This is a genomic window from uncultured Pseudoflavonifractor sp., assembly GCF_944387275.1.
GTDB classification, from domain to species: Bacteria; Bacillota; Clostridia; order Oscillospirales; family Oscillospiraceae; genus Pseudoflavonifractor; species Pseudoflavonifractor intestinihominis.
Genome location: NZ_CALXEG010000050.1, coordinates 1 through 19,376 on the forward strand (window position 1 = coordinate 1; position 19,376 = coordinate 19,376).

The following is a 19,376-nucleotide window of genomic DNA, read 5'->3' on the forward strand; positions in this document are numbered from 1 at the left end:
TTTTACCCGCCTACTCCCTTAGCAGGGGAGCCCCTTCGGCCACTTGGGTACTTCTGCGTATCGGCCGGGATGCGCATATGCATCGCACGACTCGCTGCCGGCTTTCGGAAAGAAAAGTGGCGGAGAGAGTGGGATTCGAACCCACGGCTCTTGCGAGTCACCGGTTTTCAAGACCGGCTCCTTAAACCACTCGGACATCTCTCCACGCCCGGGTTCAAGTCAGATGCAACGGTTAGAATAATATCATATCCAAGATAGCTTGTCAACCGAAAAATAAAAATTTCTGAAAAAAGTCCGAGTGATGAGTGGGAGCGGAGGAAGGGCGGCGGGAAGCAGAGGGCAAAAAAGACCATGGTCCGCGAAATAAGTTTGAAAAAGCAGAAAATGGACTTGCCAAGCGCACCTATAAAGGGTAAAATATAACGGTTAACGAAAAATGGAACGGACTGACGGGGGTTTGGCATGAATCGTAGTCTGGAACGCATCCTGCCCAGGGTGCAGAAGCCCGCCCGGTACACGGGGGGAGAATACAACGCAGTGGTCAAGGACCGGCGGAAGGTGGAGGTGCGGTATGCCCTCTGCTTCCCGGATACCTATGAGATCGGCATGTCCAATCTGGGCGTGCGCATTCTCTACGGCGTGATGAACAACCTGCCCTGGTGCTGGTGCGAGCGGGTGTTCGCCCCCTGGGGGGACATGGAGGAGGAGATGCGCTCCGAGGGCCTGCCCCTCTACGGCCTGGAGAGCGGCGACTCCATCGCGGACTTTGATATGATCGGCTTCTCGCTGGGCTACGAGATGGCCTACACCAACGTGCTCAATATGCTGGACCTGGCGGGTCTGCCCGTGCGGGCGGAGGAGCGGCGGGAGCTGTCTCCTATCATTGTGGCGGGGGGCACCTGCGCCTTCAACCCGGAGCCGCTGGCCCCCTTTGTGGACATCTTCTCCCTGGGCGAAGGGGAGGACGTGTCGGTGGAGCTGCTGGAGCTGTACCGCAAGGCCAAGAGCGAGGGCTGGGAGAAGGAGGAGTTCCTTCTGGCCGCGGCCAAGATTCCCGGCCTGTACGTGCCCTCCCTCTATGATATCTCCTACCACGAGGACGGCACCGTGGCGGCCATCACGCCCCGGGAGGGCGCGCCCGCGGTGGTGACCAAGCGGATCGTCCAGGACTTCAACAAGTCCTACTTCCCGGTGAAGACCATTGTGCCCTCCACCGAGATCACCCAGGACAAGGTGACCCTGGAGGTGTTCCGGGGCTGCATCCGGGGCTGCCGGTTCTGTCAGGCGGGGTACGCCTACCGGCCGGTCCGGTCCCGTGATCCGGAGCTGCTGGTGAAGTACGGCATCGAGGCCTGCAAGGACTCGGGCTACCAGGAGATGACCCTGTCGTCCCTGTCCACCAGCGACTACCGCCACCTGCTCAAGCTGTGCGACGGGCTGCTGGAGTGGTGCGAGCCGGAGAAGGTGAGCCTGGCGCTGCCCTCCCTGCGGGCGGACAACTTCTCCATGAACCTGATGCACCGCCTTCAGCACGGCAAGAAGTCGGGCCTGACCTTTGCGCCCGAGGCGGGCACCCAGCGCCTGCGGGACGCCATCAACAAGAACGTCACCGAGGAGGACATCCTCCAGTCCTGCCGCACGGCTTTTTCCGGCGGCTGGTCGTCGGTGAAGCTGTACTTCATGCTGGGCCTGCCCACCGAGACCGACGAGGACGTGCTGGGCATCGCCGACCTGGCGGAGAAGGTGTACCAGGCCTGGCGTGAGACCACGCCGGAGCCCCGCCGGGGCGTGCGGATTACGGTGTCCACCTCCTTCTTTGTGCCCAAGCCCCACACCGCCTTCCAGTGGGAGGGGCAGATCTCCATGGAGGAGTACCAGCGGCGGGTGAAGCTGCTGCGGGACAATATGCGGGGCCGTTCCATCAGCTACAACTGGCACGACCCAGACACCAGCGTGCTGGAGGCGGTGTTTGCCCGTGGCGACCGCCGTGTGGCCGACGTGATCGAGGAGGCCTGGCGGAACGGGGCCAAGTTTGACTCCTGGAGCGAGTATTTTGACTTCCAGCGCTGGCAGGACGCCTTTGCCTCCTGCGGCCTGTCCATGGACTTCTACGCCTCCCGTCAGCGGGACAAGGACGAGGTTCTGCCCTGGGACATGATTTCCACCGGTGTGCGCAAGCCCTTCCTGTGGCGGGAGCGGGAGCAGTGCTACCAGAACAAGATCACCCCCGACTGCCGGAAGCAGTGCACCGGCTGCGGGGCGGACAAGCTCTATCCGGGAGGTGAGTGCGATGCGGAATAGTAACCGGCTGCGCTTTACCAAGGCGGGGCGGGCCAAGTACATCTCCCATCTGGACCTGATGCGCACCTTCCAGCGGGCGTTTCTCCGGGCGGGGATCGAGATCACCCACACCGAGGGCTTCAACCCTCACGCCTTTGTGTCCATTCCGCTGCCGCTGTCGGTGGGCTTTTCCAGCCAGTGCGAGGTGCTGGAGTTCGAGCTGCGGGGCGGCGCGGAGCTGAGCGAGGTGTCCGGGCGGATGAACGCGGTGCTGCCCGAGGGGATCACGGTGCAGAAGTGCTACGAGGCGGTCCAGCCCGTGAAGGCCCTGACCTACGTCAACTATATTGTCACCCTGGAGTATGAGAACGGCGCGCCCTTCGGGGCGGAGACCGCCATCCGGGACCTGCTGAGCCGGGAGAGCCTGGTGGTGGTCAAGAAGTCCAAGAAGGCCAAGAGCGGCCAGGTGGAGGTGGACCTGATCCCCCTCATCGCCAAGTTCACGGTGGAGGGGCGGCGGGACACCATCGCCCTGGACCTGATCATCCGGGCCCAGAACCCGGGCCTGAATCCGGAGCTGATCGTGTCGGCTATCCGGGAGCACTGTCCCGAGGCGTCCCCGGACTATGTGGCCTTCCACCGGAAGGACGTGCTGGACGCCCAGTTCCAGCCCTGGGAATAACCATAATAATAAAAAAGAGGTCTCCGCCATGTGCGGAGACCTCTTTTTTCATGGTTGCATGTTTGAGAAGTTTTATCCTCTGCGGTAGGTTCTGGTGATGTCGGCCAGCTTGCCCGCCACATCGGGGTTGAGGGCGGCGGAGCGGACCCGCCAGGTCCAGTTGTGGGGGCCGGCGGTGCCGGGGGTGTTCATGCGGGCGTCGGCGCCCAGGCCCAGCAGGTCCTGGAGGGGCGCCATGGCCAGGCGGCTCATGGTGCTCCACGCGCCGCACACGGCGCCCCAGCCGTAGCCCTCGTCCTCCCGGAGGCGGAGGTATTTGATGGCGTAGTCCCGCTCGCCGGGGGAGGCCTCCTGGAAGAGCCACTGGACAAAGGTGGGGGTGTCGTGGGTACCGGTGTACACCACCGAGTCGGGCTGGCAGTTGTGGGGCAGGTAGGCGCTCTCGCCGTTGGGGTCAAAGGCGTAGACCAGCACCTTCATGCCGGGCAGTCCGCTCTTGGCGATGAACTCCAGCACGTCCTCCTCCAGGGCGCCCAGGTCCTCGGCGATGATGTTCAGGCTGGGCACCTCGTCCTGGAAGCGCTGGAGCAGCTCCATGCCCGGGCCGGGCTCCCAGTGGCCGTAGGTGGCCACCGTGTCCCCGGCGGGGATGGACCAGTAGTTGTAAAAGGCCCGGAAGTGGTCGATGCGCACCACGTCGTACAGCTCGGCGGCCCAGGCCATCCGCTCCACCCACCAGTCGAAGACCTCCTTCCGGTGGCCCTTCCAGTCGTAGAGGGGGTTGCCCCAGTGCTGGCCGGTGGCGGAGAAGGCGTCGGGGGGCACGCCGGCCACGGCGGCGGGATGACCCTTTTCGTCCAGCTGGAACAGCTCGGGCCTGGCCCAGAAGTCGGCGCCGTCCTCGGAGACGTAGATGGGCAGGTCGCCGATGATGGACACGTTCTTCTCGTTGGCGTACCGCTTGAGGGCGTGCCACTGGCGGAAGAAGACGGTCTGGAGGAAGATGTGGAAGTTGACGTCGTCCTCCTCCGGCTCGGGGGTGGGGGAGGGCCACTCGGCGGGGGGCAGGTCCAGCTCCTCCCGCAGGGCGGAGAAGCGGGCGTAATCCTCTGCCCAGTGGGCGAAGGTGAGGAAGGCCTTCATCCTGGGGGCCCAGAGTTCCTTGCCCCGCTCCCAGGCCTTGCGCAGCAGGGGGATGCGGGTGCGGCGGAGGAAGCCGTAGTCCACCCGGTCGGGGTTGTCGTGGCGGGCGGAGTCCAGCTCCTCACGGGTGAGGAGCCCCTCATCGGCCAGCTCCTCCAGGTCCAGGAAGAAGGGGTTGCCCGCAAAGGAGGAGGGGGACATATAGGGGGAGTCGCCGCCCCCCGGTGGGACCAGGGGAAGGATCTGCCAGTAGTGCTGATTGGCCGAGGCCAGAAAGTCGATAAAGCCGCGGGACTCCTTCCCCATGGTGCCGATGCCGTAGGGGCCCGGCAGGGAGAAGACAGGGAGGAGGATTCCGCTGGAGCGTCCGTCCATTCGCATTCCATCCTTTCCGGCGGAGTAGGGACCGGCAGGGCCCCGGCGCCCGGTAATCATCGCATACGCATATTATTATAATGCCTGCGGGACAAAACCACAAGACTGGAAACCCGCGGCAGCGGGAAAAGAGACGGCAGCGGGCAAAAACAACTTGCGGCGGCAGCGGCTGTAGCGTACAATCAGAGTGATATACGGCCAAAAGGTGGGGACGTGGAATGAAAATACTTCTGCTGGGCGGATTTCCCGGTTCCGGCAAGACCGCGGTACTCAACCGGGTGATCCGGGCCATCGCCCGGTTGGAGGGGACCTCGGCGGTCATAGAGGGCGAGATAGGCCCCATGGAGGCGGACAGCGCCCCTGGGGGAGAGGGGCGGATCGCGGTGGAGCCCCTCTTCCGGGGCTGTGCCTGCTGCAAGCTCTCCGGGGACCCGGTTCAGGCCGTGGGACGCATCGCGGACGAGGTCAACCCGGACTGGCTGGTGGCGGAGATGACCGGCCTGGCGATGATGGACGGCGTGTGCGCCGCCTTCCGCAGGGGCGGCCGCCCGGATATACCGGTCCACCCTGTGTGCGTGGTGGATGCCGCCCGGTTCGGCGTGCTCAGCGGAGTGGTGGGGCCTGTGCTGGAGGGCCAGCTCAGGGGCGCGGAGCTGGTGCTGGTCAACAAGGCGGACGTGGTGCGGCCCACCGGGGAGCAGCTGGATCTGATCGCCCGCTGGGCGGACGGCGCCCGGGTGCGGACGGTCAGCGCCGGGAAAACGGAGGACACGGTCCTCTGGCAGATCATTCTGGAAGGGATAGGTGAAGCGCAGTGAACGGCCATGTCCATGAGGAGGACCACAGCCGCGGCCCCGTGTGCGGGAGCGGTGACCCCGGCGGCCCGGCCCGCCGCCTGCTGGACGGCGCGCTGGAGTGCGGGGGGAAGTGGACGGTCCGCCTGCCGGAGCCGGCGACCGCCGGAGAGGTGGCCGGCCGGGTGGCGGTGGGGCTGGCGGCGGTGGCGCAGCGTCTGGCGGTGGACGGCGTGGTGGCCGGTCATGTGACGGCCCAGATCAGGTGCGGCGCGGGCTCGGCCGCCCTGTCGGTCACCCGGCTGGGCACGGTGGACGGCGCCTGCGGCGTGGGCTGGCAGCCGGACGGACTGGTGCGGAGATACGATGTGGCGGTGAAGGTGGTCTCCTTGCTGAATACCCGCGCCGTGACCCAGGCCGTCCTGGACGGCCTGTTCGGCGGGGAAGGGGAGGGAAAGGCATGAGCATTCGGATGATCGCGGTGGATCTGGACGGCACGCTGCTGGCCCGGGACGGGGCCACGGTGCCGGAGGAGAACATCCGCGCCCTGCGCCGGGCGGCGGAGAAGGGTGCGGAGATCGTGCTGGCCAGCGGCCGGTCCCTGGTGATGATGGAGGACGCGGCGGCGCAGCTGGGCTGCGTGGGCTACGCGGTGTCCTCCCAGGGCGCGGCGGTGACCGACCTGCGCACCGGGCGGCGGCTGGCGGAGCGGGGGCTCACGCCGGAGCAGCGGCGGGCCGTCATAGCGGTGCTGGCGCCCTATGACCCGCTGATCGAGGTGTACTGTGACAACCGGATCTACGTGGAGCGGGGGGAGCTGGAGCGCCGTCCGCCGGTGTCCGACTTTGATCTTCTCCGCTTCCGGTATGACGACCGGGTGGACAGTCTGGAGGGGGCTTTGGGGGAGCGGACGGTGGAGAAGGTGGACGTGGATTTCCTCCCGGACGCGGCTGCGCTGGAGGACGTGCAGGTGAAGCTGGAGGCCATGGGCGGGCTCTATGTCGTCACCTACCCCGTCCATCTCCACATAGAGGTGAGCCACGCCGGGGCCGCCAAGCGCTTTGGACTTGAGGCGCTGTGCGCCCATCTGGGCATCGGGGCCGAAGAGGTGCTGGCCCTGGGGGACAGCAACAACGACCTGGATATGTTCGCCTGGGCGGGCTGCTCGGTGGCCATGGGCAACGGCTCGGCCCTGGCCCGGCAGGCGGCGGACATGGTGACCGCCTCCAACGACCAGGGGGGCGTGGCCAAGGCGGTGGAGGCCCTGATGGACCGGATCGGGACGGAATAGGGCATAAAACAGCGCCCTGTGCAGAACATGCACAGGGCGCTGTCTGTTGTCCGGAGACAGGGGGGATCAGGGTTCTTCCACGCTGGCCTCGCCGGTCAGGTTTTTGTAGAGCCGGACCAGGAACTGGTAGAACAGGGCCTTTTCCTCCTCGGAGAAGCCAGAGAGCTCCATCTCCTCCAGCTGGCGGCGCAGCTCCATGGAGGCCTCGTGGCGGGCGTACCCGCTGGGGGTGAGGGAGATGGCGGTGGCCCGTTTGTTGCCCGCCACGGCCTTCCGGGTGATGAGGCCGTCGGCTTCCATCTTGTCCAGCAGGCGGGAGATGGTGGCGGGCTCGATGTCGCACATGGCGGCCAGGTCCTTCTGCATGCAGCCGTCGTGGCGGGTGAGAAAGCCGAGGATCTTGGGCTGGCCCACCGACAGGCCCAGCTCGGCGATCATGGGGCGGAAGACGTTGTTCTGGGCGTGGTAGGTTTTCAGCAGCGCGATACTGAAGGGGACATCCATAGAGACAGCATTCCTTTACAAACGGAAGGCTCCGGGAGGGAGCCTGACAGATGGTTCCTATGCCAACTGTTAGCAATACAATTGTAGCAGATGTGAAAAGAATGTCAATTTCTTTTTCCCACAAATCCGTTCTGCCCCAACGGCTCCGCCATGTACACTCTCCCCGCGCAGGGGTTCCGGCGCGGGGAGAGCGGGCCGTACTCAGCCCTTTGCGCCCGCCTCCACGGCGGAGCGAATGGCGGTGAACACCTGGTCCTGGCCGTCGCACATGACCAGCAGGATGGTGCCGTCCTCCAGGGTCTCCAGCCGGGCGTTGGCGGCGATGTCGTACTGGTCGGCCAGGTACTGCTCAAAGCTCTGCTTCTGCCGGTCCACAAAGTCCCGCAGGGCCTCCTTCACCGTCTCGTCCTTGCCCTCGGCGGGGTAGACGGCGGCCACGCCGTAGGCCCGCACGTTCATGGCGGAGGCGGAGATGGCGTAGGCGCTCATGTCCCCGGCGGACAGGCCCATCAGCTCCAGCAGGAGGGGGGCCATGTCGTTGGTGTCCGAGGTGATGATGGGGTAGGCGTCGTTCTCATCCTGGCTCCGGGCGTCCTGGATGGCGGAGCGGTAGAGCTCGGTCCGCTCCTGGGCGGTGAGCTGGGACTCCGGCTTTGCGGAGCAGCCGGTGAGCAGCAGGATGGGGAGAAGGATGAGAGAAAAGAACCGTTTCATGTCAAAAACTCCTGTCTTGTTGTGTTTGGGTCTGGGGCGGATGGCGGGGCACGGCGGGGACGGGCTGTTCCGGCGTGACGGTGAGACTGTCGCCGTCCCCGTCCACCACCGCCCGGCCGCCCCGGGCCAGGGCTCCGGAGAGGAGCAGCTCGGCGGCCGGGTCCTCCACCTGGGCGCGGATGGTGCGGCGGAGGGGGCGGGCGCCGTAGTCGGGCTCAAAGCCCTTTTCGGCGAGCAGGTCCAGGGCCCGGTCGGTGACCCGCAGGGACACTCCCAGGCGCTCCATCCGCCCCGCCACGTCGCGGAGCATCCGCCCGGCGATGGCTCGGATCTCCTGCCGGGTCAGCTGGCGGAACACGATGGTCTCGTCCACCCGGTTGAGGAACTCCGGCCGGAACACCCGCTTCAGGTCCTCCAGAACAGCGCCCCGCAGCTCCTCGGGCGAGCGGGTCTCCCCGGCGCCGGCGGCGCGGAAGCCCAGACGGCCCCCGCGGCCTGTGATCTGGGCCGCGCCCACGTTGCTGGTCATGACCACCACCGTGTTGCGGAAGTCGGTTTTCCGGCCCTGGGCGTCGGTGAGCACGCCGTCCTCCATGATCTGGAGCAGGATGCCCGAGATGTCCTGGTGGGCCTTCTCGATCTCGTCGAAGAGCACCAGGGAGTAGGGGCGGCGGCGGACCTTCTCGGTGAGCTGGCCGCCCTCCTCGTGGCCCACATAGCCCGGCGGCGCGCCCACCAGCCGGGACACGGTGTGCCGCTCCATATACTCGGACATGTCGAACCGGAGCAGGGCGTCGGCGCTGCCGAAGAGGGCGGCGGCCAGGGCCTTGCACAGCTCGGTCTTGCCCACGCCGGTGGGGCCCAGGAAGAGGAACACGCCGGTGGGTCTGCCCGGCTCCTTCAGGCCCACCCGGCCCCGCCGCACCGCCTTGGCCACCGCCTTCACGGCCTCGTCCTGGCCCACCACCTGCCGGTGGAGCTCCTCCTCCAGGCCCATGAGCCGCTGGGATTCCTCCCGGGTCAGGGTGGTGACGGGCACCCCGGTCCACTCGGCCACCACCGCGGCTACGTCCTCGGGGGACACGGAGCCGGTCTGCTGTCCGGCCCGGAGGGCGGCCTTTTTCAGCTCCAGCTCCCGGCGGAAGTCGGCCTCCGCGTCCCGGAGCATGGCGGCCTTCTCGAAGTTCTGGTTGCGGATGGCCTCCTCCTTCTCCCGGCAGGCCTGTTCGGCCCGCTCCTCCAGCTGGCGCAGGGCGGGGGGCGTGGCCAGCCGCTCCATGCGCACCCGAGAGGCGGCCTCGTCGATGAGGTCGATGGCCTTGTCGGGCAGGCGGCGGTCGCCGATATACCGGGCGGACAGGGCCACCGCCGCCTCGATGGCCTGGTCGCTGATGGTCAGCTTGTGGTGGGCCTCGTACCGGTCCCGGACGCCCCGGAGGATGGCGGCGGCGGTCTGGAGGTCGGGCTCGGCCACGGTCACCGGCTGGAACCGGCGCTCCAGGGCGGCGTCCTTCTCGATATATTTCCGGTACTCGTCCACGGTGGTGGCGCCGATGACCTGGAGCTCGCCCCGGCCCAGGGCGGGCTTGATGATGTTGGCCGCGTCGATGGCCCCCTCCGCCGACCCGGCGCCCACGATGGTGTGGAGCTCGTCGATGAAGAGGATGATGTTGCCCGCCCGGCGCACTTCGGCGAGGATGTTCTTCACCCGCTCTTCAAACTCACCCCGGTACTTGGTGCCCGCCACCATGGAGGACAGGTCCAGGGAGAGCAGCCGCTTGCGGCGCAGCTCGTCGGGCACGTCTCCGGCGGCGATGCGCAGGGCCAGGCCCTCAGCGATGGCGGTCTTGCCCACGCCGGGCTCGCCGATGAGGGCGGGGTTGTTCTTGGTGCGCCGGGAGAGGATCTGGATGACCCGGCGGATCTCCCTGTCCCGGCCCACCACCGGGTCCAGCAGGTGGCCGGCGGCCAGGCGGGTCAGGTCTTTGGAGAACTGGTCGGCCAGCTTGGTGTCCCGGCCGCCCTCGGCAAAGTCCCGCTCCGACCGGGGGCGGCCCGGGCCGCGGTAGAAGGAGGCGCCGTCGCCTCCCAGGGCGGCCATCACGTCGCCGTACAGCCTGCGGGCGTCCACGCCGCTGTCGGCGATGACCCGGGCGGCCACCCCGTCTCCCTCCTGGAGGATGCCCAGCAGCAGGTGCTCGGTGCCCACGTAGGAGCAGCCCAGCCGGGCGGACTGGGCCAGGGCCAGCTCGATGATCTTCTTGCACCTGGGGGTGAGCCCCTGGGAGGGCTGGCCCCCCGGCGCGCCCATCCCCACCATGCCGGCGATGGCGGCGCGGATGGTCTCGGAGGAGAGGCCGGCGGTGCGCAGCACCCGGGCGGCCATGCCCTGTTCCTCCCGGGCCAGGCCCAGCAGCAGGTGCTCGCTGCCCACGTAGCCGTGGCCCAGCTCGGCGGCGCAGGTCTGGGCCAGCATCAGGGCGGTCTGGGCCCGCTGGGTGAATCTGGTTCCGCTCACGGCCTCACGCCCTTCCGCCGCCGGTTGGGGGCTGGGCCGCCTTGTCTGCCTGTTTTTTCTCACAGTGTGTATGCTCCTTTGCGTTGGTGCGGTTTTGGTGCCTGGCGCTGACAGGCGCGCCCTCCAGGTCGGGGGCCAGACTGCCCGCCGTCTCCATGCGAAAGATAGAATCAGGTATTTTTTTCATAATAATACATCACCTGCCGCTGTGCGGCTCCCTATATTTTTTCCGCCTACAGGGAAATATACCCGACTTCCGCACAATTTAGCATTGCAATTTGGAAAACTTGTGGTACAATGATATCACACTTGAATTGGAGGTGTTTCCAATGGCCTATGTTATCGGTAATGACTGCGTGAGCTGCGGTTCCTGCGAGGGCAACTGCCCCGTGTCCGCTATCTCCCAGGGTGACGAGCACTATGTCATCGACGCTGATGCCTGCATCGACTGCGGTACCTGCGCTGAGACCTGCCCCGTGGGTGCCATCTCCCAGGGCTGATGTACTCTGATGAAAAACAGCGGCGCCGGACAACGGCGCCGCTGTTTTTTTCTCTCAACCAGGAATAGGAAGCCGGAACAGGGAATACCGGCAGAAAACAGGAGGTATGTATGAAGGAACTGAAGGGGAGAGAACTGCTGCTGGTGGGGTTCACCCTGTTTTCCATGTTTTTTGGGGCGGGGAACCTGATTTTTCCCCCCTTTACCGGCGCGCAGGCCGGGACCAGCACCTGGATCGCCTTTGTGGGGCTGGCGGTGTCGGCGGTGGGCTTTCCCATTCTGGGCGTGGTGGCGGTGGCCCGCTCCGGGGGGCTGGACAAGCTGGCGGGCCGGGTGAGCCCCTGGTTCGCGGCGGTGTTCACCTTTCTGATCTACCTGTCCATCGGCCCCTGCCTGGCCATCCCCAGGACGGCCAGCACCTCCTTTGAGATGGCGGTCACCCCCTTCCTGGGGGAGAGCGCGCCTGCCGGGCTGCTGCAGCTGATCTACTCGGTGCTGTTCTTTGCCGCGGCCCTGGCCCTGGCCTTACAGCCCGAGCGGCTCACCGACCGGCTGGGCAAGATCCTCTGCCCCATCCTCATCGCCCTGATCGTGGTGCTCTTTGTGGGGTGCCTGGTCAAGCCGGTGGGGGGCTACGCCGCTCCCAGCGGCAGCTATACCGGCAACGCGGCCATTCAGGGCTTTGTGGACGGCTACCAGACCATGGACACCATCGCCGCCCTCAACTTCGGCATCATCATCGCCCTGAACATCAGGGCCCGGGGTGTGGAGCGCGAGAAGAGCGTGGTGCGCACCACCATCCGGGCGGGGTGGATCGCCGGGGCCATGCTGCTGGCGATTTACGCCATGCTGGCCCACATCGGGGCCATGGCGGGCGGCGTCTTCCCGGGCGCGGCCAACGGTGCGGAGATTCTCACCAAGATGGTGCCCGCCGTGTTCGGCCCCTGGGGCAGCGCCATTCTGGCGGCGGTGTTTGTCATCTCCTGCTTCAACACCTGCGTGGGCCTCATCAGCTGCTGCAGCGAGTACTTCTGCGGGCTGTTTCCCAAGATCTCCTACCGGTGGTGGGCGGTGTTTTTCGCCGTGGTGAGCATGGCGGTGTCCAACGCGGGGCTGAACATGATCCTCAAGGTGTCGGTGCCGGTGCTCAACGCCATCTACCCGGTGGCCATTGTGCTCATCCTCCTGTCCTTCTGCCAGCGGTGGCTGGAGGGCCTGCGGTACGTGTACCCCGCGGCTATCCTCTTTACCGGCGTGGCCAGCGTGCTCTCCGCTCTGCGGGGGGCGGCCCTGCTGCCCGCTGGGGTGGCCGGACTGCTGGCCAAAGCGCCTCTGGCGTCCATGGGGCTGGGCTGGGTGGTGCCCGCGGTGGTGGGCGCCGCCGTCGGTATTCTCCTGTCCCTGGCGACGGGCGGACGCCGGACCCGGCTTGAATAAACAAAAGAAAACGCCGCCCTCCGTATTCAATGCGGAGGGCGGCGTTTTGCTGTTGAGACTTAAAACTGTTCCAGCAGGAACCGGCCGATGCTCTCCATGGCCAGGTTGGCCTTGCGGGTGGGGAACATCTGGAACACGTGCCACATCTCGTTCCACACCTCCAGGCGGCAGGGCACCTGGGCGGCGGTCATCCGGTCCCGGAGGCGGATGGAGTCGGAGAGGAGCAGCTCGTTGCTGCCGGCCTGGATCAGGGTGGGGGGGAAGCCGGAGAAGTCCCCGAACAGGGGGGAGAGGAGGGGGTCGGCCAGGTCGTGGCCCCGGGCGTAGGCGGTGCGGACGGCCTTGATGTAGGCCAGGCTGATGGTGGGGTCCAGGGCGGCCCGCTCGGTGTAGGACCGGCCGCTGGCAGTCATGTCGGTCCAGGGGGACATGAGGATGAGGCGGGCGGGCAGCCTGCGGCCCATGGCTTTGAGCCGGTGGCAGAGCACCAGGGCCATGTTGCCCCCGGCGGAGTCGCCGGCCACCACGATGTCCCGGGCGCCGTAGCCCTGGTACATCAGGTAGTCCCAGGCCTTCATGGCGTCGTCGGCGGCGGCGGGGAAGGGGTGCTCGGGGGCCAGGCGGTACTCAAAGGCCAGCACCTCCCAGCCGGTGACGGTGGCCAGCTTGGCGGCCAGGGGGCGGGAGTAGCCCAGATTGCCGCTGGTGTAGCCGCCGCCGTGGCAGTAGAGCACGGCCCGCCGCCGGTCGTGGCCCCGTTCGGGCCGGACCCAGGCGGCGTTCATGCCCTCCAGGGTGAAGGACTCCCACCGCATGCCCAGCATAGGGGCGGCCAGGCGGCCCAGCAGCTCCTGGGCGGCCCGCTGCCGCTCCAGGTCCTCCGGGGCCATGGACTCGGGGGAGGTGGCGGAGTGGATGGCCTTGAGGGCCCGCATCATGGGGGCCAGCCGCCGGTCCTGGGGGGTGTCCCTGCGGTCCAGGGGGCGGATGAGCTTCATCCGGCGTTTTTCAGGTGTGTGTTCCATGGGGACCTCCTTGGGAAAATGGGCGATGAAACGGGGAGAAATGCCCGGAAATACAGGATGGGGTAACATTAAACATAGATTATATCATACTATGCCGGACGGGAAAAGAAAAGAGGCAGAATTTGCGGCCGGCGGGCGGGTTGTAGTTTTGCTCCGTCCATGCTACAATATGGACGCTGAAACGGTCCTGGGGACCGGGAGAAGAGGGAGAGAAGATGGCCAGACACAAGAAGGAAAAGCCGGACTGGTATCCGCTGGACAACGCGGGCGTGCTCTATGCCTCCATCCAGAAGGAGAAGTACTCGGCCATCTACCGGTTCTCGGCGGTGATGACGGAGGAAGTGGACCCGGCCGCCCTCCAGCGGGCGGTGGACCAGGTGATGCCCCGTTTTCCCGGCTTCCGGGTGCGGATCAAGCAGGGGCTGTTCTGGTACTACCTGGAGCCCAACGACGCCCCGGGGCCCTTTGTCCGGCCGGACATCGCCAACCCCTGCCAGCCGGTGCGGTTCAAGGAGGACAACGGCTGGCTGGTGCGGTTCTACTACTACCGACGGCGCATCTCCCTGGAGGTGTTCCACGCCCTGTCGGACGGCAGCGGCGCGCTGACCTTTTTCCGCACGCTGCTGGCGGTGTACCTGCGGGAGACGGGGGTGGACGTGCCCGAGGGCGGCGGGGTTCTGGACATCCATGAGCCCCCGGCCAGAGAGGAGATGGAGGACGCCTATTCCCGCTATGCGGGGAACAGGGTGCTCCGGGGCGGCTGGCAGAAGACGGCCTACCCCAACACCAGTGAAGCGGAACCCTTTTACACCCTGAACGTGACCATGGGCTTTATGCCGGTGGACAGGCTCAAGGCGGTGGCCAAGAGCCACAACGCGTCCATCACGGAGTATCTGGCGGCGGTGCTGATGGAGGCCATCATGGAGAACCAGGCGGCGGAGAAGCCCCACCGGCCCCGGCCGGTGTCCCTGGCCATCCCCATCAACCTGCGGGGCTGGTTTCCGTCCAAGACCCTGCGGAATTTCATCCTCACGGTGCGGCCCTGCATCGACCCCTCCCTGGGGGAGTACACCTTTCAGGAGATCGTGGACCGGGTGCACCACTTCATGCGCCTGAACATCAACCGGCAGGAGATGCGGGCGGTGTTCACCGGCAACGTGCGCTTCACCACCAACCGGTTTCTCCAGCTGATCCCCGTGGTGCTGAAGAACCCGGTCATGTCCCTGTCCTACCGTCTGGTGGCGGCCCGGCCCTACTCGGCCACCTACACCAACCCGGGCCAGTTCAAGGTGCCCCCCGAGATGGCGCCCCACATCCAGCGGATGGAGGTCATCCTGGGCCAGGCCACCCGGCCGTCGCCCCACTGCGCGTCCATCAGCTACGGCAACGTGATGGAGGTGACCTTTGCGGGCACGGGGGTGTCCAGCGAGACGGAGCGGCGGTTTTTCACCCACCTGGTGAAGGAAGGGATTCCCGTGCGGGTGGAGAGCAACCGAACAAACTGACGGCCGGAGGGCCGCCTCAGAGGTGAAAGGATATGTCATACTGTGTCAACTGCGGCGTGGAGCTGGACGACACGGCCCAGTCCTGTCCGCTGTGCCACACGCCGGTGCTCAACCCCAACCAGCCGGTGGACATGTGGGGCCCCAAGCCTTTTCCCACGGAGAAGGGGGAGGTGCCGCCGGTGGCCCGAGGGGAGCTGGCCCTGCTCATCAGCGCCATGCTGCTGTCGGTGGCGGTGTGCTGCGGCGTGCTGAACCTGTTTTTGCGGGCGGAGCGGGCCTGGTCGCTGTACGTCATCGGCGCGGCGGTGATGCTGTGGCTGTGGTTCGTGCCGCCGCTGCTGCTGCGGCGGATGCCGGTGTGTGTGCGGCTGGTGTTTGACGTCCTGGCCGTGGCCCTGTACGTGTTCCTCATCTCCCTGGACCTGGGGGGCGGGAACTGGTACTGGCACCTGGCGCTGCCCATCATTCTGCTGGGGGGCGCCATCGTGCTGTGCCTGGGGCTGATCTTCCGGGGCGGCAAGCGGTCCATCCTCACCACCACCACCCTGATCATCGGGGCCATCGGGCTGTTCCTGCTGGGGGTGGAGCTGTTTGTGGACCGGTTCCTCACCGGCGCCTGGCAGCCGGGCTGGTCGCTGATCGTGGTGACGGTGTGCGTGGCCCTGGTGATCCCCCTGGTGATCGTCCGGCGTGTGCCCTCCCTGCGGGAGGAGGTCCGGCGCCGGTTCCATATGTAAAGCAAAAACGCCTGCCGGCATTGTGCCGGCAGGCGTTTTGACATCTTATAGCTCCCCGCTCTGGCCGTGTGGACCCATTTAAAACCTGCACGAAATGGCAGGTGGGTTGCCTCCATGATGTTTCTCCGCTTCCAACTTCCGACCTCGGGAGTCGGGAGGCCTGCGATCCGCACCATGAGTGGGGCATCCCGTTTTAGAAATGTGGGTTTAAATAAAGCCCATCACGCACCGAGCAGGGAGGGAAAAGGAAGACTTTACTGGTCCTCCTCCTCGTCCGCAAACAGCTGCTCCATAAACTGCTGGTAGACCATCTCCAGCTCCTCATCGCTGTCCAGGGTGGAGAGCTGCTCCTCGCCGTCCACCTCCACCACCTTCATGATGATGAGGCCGTACTCCTCGTCCAGGTCCACCTCTTCCACGTCCTTGCCGTCCTCGACGGCGGGGAAGAAGGCCATGTAGGTCTGGCCGTTGTACTCCAGGGTGTCCAGATGCTCCAGCTCAAACTCGTTGCCGTCCTCATCCGTGACGGTGATAAAATCCGGGCCGTACTCTTCGCTCATAGTGTGCACCGTTTCCTTTCCGATGTTACACTGGTATTGTAACCTGAATGCAGAAAAAAAGCAAGAGAGGGACGAGCCAAATTTTATCCTCTGTTTACACCGGAGGCGAAATGTAAATCATTAGGGTGGACAAGAGGGGCATTTGTGTTTATAATAAGGGCTGTTGGATAAACCGTTTTGCGGTTTATTTGTGCGGCAGATGCCGCGGAATCCTTCGAAAACGGATAAAATGAGCTGTTTTTGGGGGATTCAGCGCGGGCTGGCGGATGCAGCCATCGGCGCGTGGAGACAGAGAACAGAGGACCGATTGATAGAGCACCATAGCTTACGGAGGTGTTATTTTGGCCAATACCAACGAGACCCGGAGCGGCAGTCCGGGTCAGACCCCGGCGCCCCGGCGCAGAAAACGCAGAAGAAAGGGCAGTACGGTGGGCCATGTCTTTGCCACCATCGGCAAGGTTCTGGGCACGCTTGTACTGGTCGGTATCACCACCTGTGCCTTCCTGGCCTGCTTTGCGGCGATCTATATCCAGCAGGTGATCATACCCCAGACAGACCTGAATCTGGGCGACTTCATTGTAGACATGTCTCTCTCCAGCACCATGTATTACAACGACAGCAGCGGAACCCTTCAGGAGCTGCGCACCATCTACGGCTCGGACGGCAACCGGGTCTGGGTGGAGTATGAGGACATCCCCCAGAACCTGATCAACGCCACCATCGCCATCGAGGACCACCGCTTCCGTGAGCACCACGGCGTGGACTGGATCCGCACGGCCAAGGGCGTGCTGACCATGTTCACCGGCGGGGACGTCCAGGGCGGCTCCACCATCACCCAGCAGCTCATCAAGAACCTGACCACCGACAAGGAGGTCACGGTGCAGCGGAAGATTTTGGAGATTTTCCGCGCTCTGGAGTTTGAGAAGAAGTACTCCAAAGACCAGATCCTGGAGGCCTACCTCAACTATATCTACCTGGGCGAGCGCTGCAACGGCGTGTACACCGCGGCCTACACCTACTTCGGCAAGGACGTGTCCCAGCTGTCCCTGGCCGAGTGCGCCAGCCTCATCAGCATCACCAACAACCCCTCCATGTACAACCCCTACCTCAACAAGGAGAACAACACCAAGCGTGCCAATCTGGTCATCAGCCGGATGCTGGAGCTGGAGATGATCTCCCAGGCCGAGTACGACCAGGCCAAGGCCGAGCTGGACGCGGGACTGAACTTTGTCCGGGGCGAGGACGAGGAGCGGGACGAGACCGCCTATACCTGGTATGAGGACCAGGTGATCGCGGACGTGGTGGCCGACCTGATGGAGAAGTACGACTACTCCGAGACCACCGCGCTGAACATGATCTACTACGGCGGCCTGACCATCGAGACCTGCCTGGACATGGACATCCAGAACATTGTGGACTCGGTGTATGAGAACATGGACAACCTGCCCTACATCTCCTCCTCTGGCCAGCAGCTCCAGTCCGCCATCGTCATCGTGGACCCGGACGGCAACATCGTGGCCCTGTCCGGCGGCATGGGAGAGAAGGAGGGCAGCCGTATCTGGAGCCGGGCCACCGACAGCAAGCGGGCCCCCGGTTCCTCCTTCAAGCCTCTGTCGGTGTACGCCCCCGCCATCGACATGGGGCTCATCACGCCGGGCACGGTCTTTGACGACAGCCCCTACCAGCTGGAGAACGGCAGCCCCTACCCCAGCAACTCCTATGGCAGATACCTGGGCCGCATGACGGTCCGGGACGCCATCAAGATCTCCTCCAACACCGTGGCCATCAAGACCCTGGCTCTGCTGACCCCCCAGGCGTCCTTTGACTTCCTGACCACCAAGCTGGGCTTCACCAACAGCGACTCCGGCCTGGTGTACCAGAAGGAGGTGGGCGGCCAGGTCAAGACAGACGTGGCCCTGGCGCCCCTGTCCATGGGCGGCCTGACCAACGGCGTGTCGGTCCGGGAGATGGCCACCGCCTACTCCGTGTTCCCCCGGGGCGGCACCTACCTGGAGAGCCGCACCTACTACCGGGTGCTGGACTCCAAGGGCAACGTGCTGCTGGACACCAATGAGGACCGGGTGCCCGTCACCGCTGTGAAGGATACCACCGCCTGGTATATCAACTCCATGCTCAAGGACGTGGTGAGCTACGACCGGGTGAGCGGCAACATCGCCACCGGCTACGAGGCCGTTCTGGAGAACATGACCGTGGCCGGCAAGACCGGTTCCACCAACTCCAACCGGGACCGCTGGTTCGTGGGCTACACGCCCTACTACACCGCCGCGGTCTGGTGCGGCTACGACCAGCAGGAGCGCATCACCTCCAACGGCAACCCCTCCGCCCAGATGTGGACCAAGGTCATGAGCCAGATCCACGCCGGCCTGGAGAACAAGGACTTCCCCCAGCCCGACGGCCTGACCGAGGTGACCATCTGCACCGAGAGCGGCATGATCGCCACCGACGCCTGCGCCATGGACCCCCGTGGCCTCCAGACCGTAAAGGAGTATTACTTTGCGGGCGACGCGCCCACGGAGTACTGCACCGTCCACAACACCACCCCCTTCCCCGAGGGCGGTCTGGTGACCATCTGCCTGGACGACCCCTTCCTGGACAGCAACGGCAACCCCACCGGCATGTACCACATCGCCGGGGACAACTGCCCCGAGTCCAGCAAGTCCACCGTGTCGGTGCTGGACTTTGTCCGGGAGCGGGTGGGCAGCAATTACAGCATCGCCGACGACATCTTCACCAAGGACTATCTGCTCCAGGCGGGGCAGGGGGCCTACTGCACCGTCCACAACGAGGTGCTGCCCTATGACCCGGCCACCTTCAACATCGACGACAAGACCACCTGGCCCACCCAGGCCCAGTGGCCCGGCTTCGACCCGGAGGACGAGAGTACCTGGCCCTTTGTGGAGAACACCGAGCCGGAGGCGTACGACCCTGAGACCTTTGACTTCCTCAACCCTGAGACCTGGCCCACCCAGGAGCAGTGGCCCGGCTTTGACATCGAGGACAGCAGCACCTGGCCCACGCCGGGGGGCACGCCGCCGGGAACCGACCCCTGGGAGCCCACGGAGCCCGGGGAGACCACTCCGCCGGAGGGCGGCGAGGGCGGCGAAGTGACGCCCACACCCACGCCCAGCCCCAGCCCCAGCGAGACGCCGTCGGAGGAGCCCTATATCCCGGCGGCCTGAGGTAAGCGCGCAGTCATACAAAGAAGCCCCCCGGTTGGGACAGGTGCTCATAAGAAAGTGATTTGAAAGAATTATGATTATGGCATCTGTCAGGCAGGATTGGGCAACGAAG

16 protein-coding genes, 1 tRNA gene and 1 other RNA gene are annotated in these 19,376 nt (G+C 65.4%); 10 read left to right on the forward strand and 8 right to left on the reverse strand.

Annotation, left to right across the window (positions count from 1 at the left end; translation table 11 throughout):
• Positions 1-117 precede the first annotated feature (117 nt).
• Positions 118-204, reverse strand: a tRNA-Ser gene (locus tag Q0K23_RS11190).
• A 258-nt stretch (positions 205-462) separates the two neighbouring features.
• Here Q0K23_RS11190 and Q0K23_RS11195 point away from each other — a divergent pair.
• Together Q0K23_RS11195 and Q0K23_RS11200 are read left to right on the forward strand one after the other, a co-directional pair.
• Complete coding sequence (locus Q0K23_RS11195) at positions 463-2,301, forward strand: TIGR03960 family B12-binding radical SAM protein (protein WP_294522158.1); 1,839 nt, start codon at positions 463-465, stop codon at positions 2,299-2,301.
• A complete protein-coding gene (locus tag Q0K23_RS11200) occupies positions 2,291-2,962 on the forward strand; it encodes a TIGR03936 family radical SAM-associated protein (RefSeq protein ID WP_294522161.1) in 672 nt (223 codons plus the stop codon). Before Q0K23_RS11195 ends, Q0K23_RS11200 begins: the two co-directional genes overlap by 11 nt.
• Positions 2,963-3,034: 72 nt before the next feature.
• Here Q0K23_RS11200 and malQ read toward each other — a convergent pair whose 3' ends face one another.
• Positions 3,035-4,480: a 4-alpha-glucanotransferase gene (gene malQ / locus Q0K23_RS11205; protein ID WP_294522164.1), complete on the reverse strand. Its 1,446-nt coding sequence runs from the start codon at positions 4,478-4,480 to the stop codon at positions 3,035-3,037.
• A gap of 218 nt (positions 4,481-4,698) precedes the next feature.
• Here malQ and Q0K23_RS11210 point away from each other — a divergent pair, with 218 nt between their 5' ends.
• Genes Q0K23_RS11210 through Q0K23_RS11220 form a run of 3 tightly spaced genes read left to right on the forward strand, consistent with a single transcriptional unit; the run spans position 4,699 to position 6,565 of the window.
• Positions 4,699-5,298 carry a GTP-binding protein gene (locus Q0K23_RS11210; RefSeq protein WP_294522167.1) on the forward strand — a complete coding sequence of 200 codons (600 nt, stop codon included), beginning with the start codon at positions 4,699-4,701 and terminating at the stop codon, positions 5,296-5,298.
• Positions 5,295-5,738 (forward strand): hypothetical protein, encoded by a 444-nt coding sequence (locus tag Q0K23_RS11215; RefSeq protein WP_294522168.1) that lies wholly within the window; start codon positions 5,295-5,297, stop codon positions 5,736-5,738. Before Q0K23_RS11210 ends, Q0K23_RS11215 begins: the two co-directional genes overlap by 4 nt.
• Positions 5,735-6,565, forward strand: coding sequence for a Cof-type HAD-IIB family hydrolase (locus Q0K23_RS11220; RefSeq protein ID WP_294522171.1), 831 nt, complete (start codon positions 5,735-5,737; stop codon positions 6,563-6,565). The genes Q0K23_RS11215 and Q0K23_RS11220 overlap by 4 nt, the downstream gene beginning before the upstream one ends.
• 66 nt (positions 6,566-6,631) lie before the next feature.
• Here Q0K23_RS11220 and Q0K23_RS11225 read toward each other — a convergent pair whose 3' ends face one another.
• The 3 genes from Q0K23_RS11225 to Q0K23_RS11235 all read right to left on the reverse strand — a co-directional run bounded on the left by Q0K23_RS11225 (position 6,632) and on the right by Q0K23_RS11235 (position 10,301).
• Positions 6,632-7,069 carry a MarR family winged helix-turn-helix transcriptional regulator gene (locus Q0K23_RS11225; protein ID WP_294522173.1) on the reverse strand — a complete coding sequence of 146 codons (438 nt, stop codon included), beginning with the start codon at positions 7,067-7,069 and terminating at the stop codon, positions 6,632-6,634.
• Positions 7,070-7,270: 201 nt separating this feature from the next.
• Complete coding sequence (locus tag Q0K23_RS11230) at positions 7,271-7,783, reverse strand: DUF4358 domain-containing protein (protein ID WP_294522177.1); 513 nt, start codon at positions 7,781-7,783, stop codon at positions 7,271-7,273.
• A gap of 1 nt (position 7,784) precedes the next feature.
• Entirely contained in the window at positions 7,785-10,301 is a 2,517-nt protein-coding gene (locus tag Q0K23_RS11235) for an ATP-dependent Clp protease ATP-binding subunit (RefSeq protein ID WP_294522180.1), read from the reverse strand.
• A 329-nt stretch (positions 10,302-10,630) separates the two neighbouring features.
• On the opposite strand from Q0K23_RS11235, the gene Q0K23_RS11240 reads away from it, so the two are divergent.
• Complete coding sequence (locus tag Q0K23_RS11240) at positions 10,631-10,801, forward strand: DUF362 domain-containing protein (protein ID WP_294522184.1); 171 nt, start codon at positions 10,631-10,633, stop codon at positions 10,799-10,801.
• A gap of 110 nt (positions 10,802-10,911) precedes the next feature.
• Complete coding sequence (brnQ, locus tag Q0K23_RS11245; protein ID WP_294522187.1) at positions 10,912-12,237, forward strand: branched-chain amino acid transport system II carrier protein; 1,326 nt, start codon at positions 10,912-10,914, stop codon at positions 12,235-12,237.
• 59 nt (positions 12,238-12,296) lie between these two features.
• On the opposite strand, the gene Q0K23_RS11250 is transcribed toward brnQ, so the two are convergent.
• Positions 12,297-13,262 carry an alpha/beta hydrolase gene (locus Q0K23_RS11250; RefSeq protein ID WP_294522190.1) on the reverse strand — a complete coding sequence of 322 codons (966 nt, stop codon included), beginning with the start codon at positions 13,260-13,262 and terminating at the stop codon, positions 12,297-12,299.
• Between the two features lie 215 nt (positions 13,263-13,477).
• Between Q0K23_RS11250 and Q0K23_RS11255 the strand changes: the two genes are divergently transcribed.
• Entirely contained in the window at positions 13,478-14,767 is a 1,290-nt protein-coding gene (locus tag Q0K23_RS11255) for a hypothetical protein (RefSeq protein ID WP_294522193.1), read from the forward strand.
• 32 nt (positions 14,768-14,799) lie between these two features.
• Positions 14,800-15,504 (forward strand): DUF6320 domain-containing protein, encoded by a 705-nt coding sequence (locus tag Q0K23_RS11260; protein ID WP_294522195.1) that lies wholly within the window; start codon positions 14,800-14,802, stop codon positions 15,502-15,504.
• A 48-nt stretch (positions 15,505-15,552) separates the two neighbouring features.
• On the opposite strand, the gene ssrS is transcribed toward Q0K23_RS11260, so the two are convergent.
• Together ssrS and Q0K23_RS11270 are read right to left on the reverse strand one after the other, a co-directional pair.
• Positions 15,553-15,746, reverse strand: a non-coding RNA gene (ssrS, locus tag Q0K23_RS11265) — 6S RNA.
• A 12-nt stretch (positions 15,747-15,758) separates the two neighbouring features.
• Complete coding sequence (locus tag Q0K23_RS11270) at positions 15,759-16,064, reverse strand: DUF1292 domain-containing protein (RefSeq protein WP_294522197.1); 306 nt, start codon at positions 16,062-16,064, stop codon at positions 15,759-15,761.
• 341 nt (positions 16,065-16,405) lie between these two features.
• On the opposite strand from Q0K23_RS11270, the gene Q0K23_RS11275 reads away from it, so the two are divergent.
• Positions 16,406-19,264, forward strand: coding sequence for a transglycosylase domain-containing protein (locus Q0K23_RS11275; RefSeq protein ID WP_294522199.1), 2,859 nt, complete (start codon positions 16,406-16,408; stop codon positions 19,262-19,264).
• Positions 19,265-19,376: the final 112 nt, after the last annotated feature.

What these genes read in the sequence shown, in the direction of transcription:
- Q0K23_RS11270 (WP_294522197.1), bottom strand. Translation starts at nt 16,064, where the DNA reads ATGAGCGAAGAGTACGGCCCGGATTTTATCACCGTCACGGATGAGGAC.
- Q0K23_RS11255 (WP_294522193.1), top strand. Translation starts at nt 13,478, where the DNA reads ATGGCCAGACACAAGAAGGAAAAGCCGGACTGGTATCCGCTGGACAAC.
- Q0K23_RS11250 (WP_294522190.1), bottom strand. Translation starts at nt 13,262, where the DNA reads ATGGAACACACACCTGAAAAACGCCGGATGAAGCTCATCCGCCCCCTG.
- Q0K23_RS11220 (WP_294522171.1), top strand. Translation starts at nt 5,735, where the DNA reads ATGAGCATTCGGATGATCGCGGTGGATCTGGACGGCACGCTGCTGGCC.
- Q0K23_RS11200 (WP_294522161.1), top strand. Translation starts at nt 2,291, where the DNA reads ATGCGGAATAGTAACCGGCTGCGCTTTACCAAGGCGGGGCGGGCCAAG.
- brnQ (WP_294522187.1), top strand. Translation starts at nt 10,912, where the DNA reads ATGAAGGAACTGAAGGGGAGAGAACTGCTGCTGGTGGGGTTCACCCTG.
- Q0K23_RS11240 (WP_294522184.1), top strand. Translation starts at nt 10,631, where the DNA reads ATGGCCTATGTTATCGGTAATGACTGCGTGAGCTGCGGTTCCTGCGAG.
- malQ (WP_294522164.1), bottom strand. Translation starts at nt 4,480, where the DNA reads ATGGACGGACGCTCCAGCGGAATCCTCCTCCCTGTCTTCTCCCTGCCG.
- Q0K23_RS11225 (WP_294522173.1), bottom strand. Translation starts at nt 7,069, where the DNA reads ATGGATGTCCCCTTCAGTATCGCGCTGCTGAAAACCTACCACGCCCAG.
- Q0K23_RS11210 (WP_294522167.1), top strand. Translation starts at nt 4,699, where the DNA reads ATGAAAATACTTCTGCTGGGCGGATTTCCCGGTTCCGGCAAGACCGCG.
- Q0K23_RS11260 (WP_294522195.1), top strand. Translation starts at nt 14,800, where the DNA reads ATGTCATACTGTGTCAACTGCGGCGTGGAGCTGGACGACACGGCCCAG.
- Q0K23_RS11230 (WP_294522177.1), bottom strand. Translation starts at nt 7,783, where the DNA reads ATGAAACGGTTCTTTTCTCTCATCCTTCTCCCCATCCTGCTGCTCACC.
- Q0K23_RS11195 (WP_294522158.1), top strand. Translation starts at nt 463, where the DNA reads ATGAATCGTAGTCTGGAACGCATCCTGCCCAGGGTGCAGAAGCCCGCC.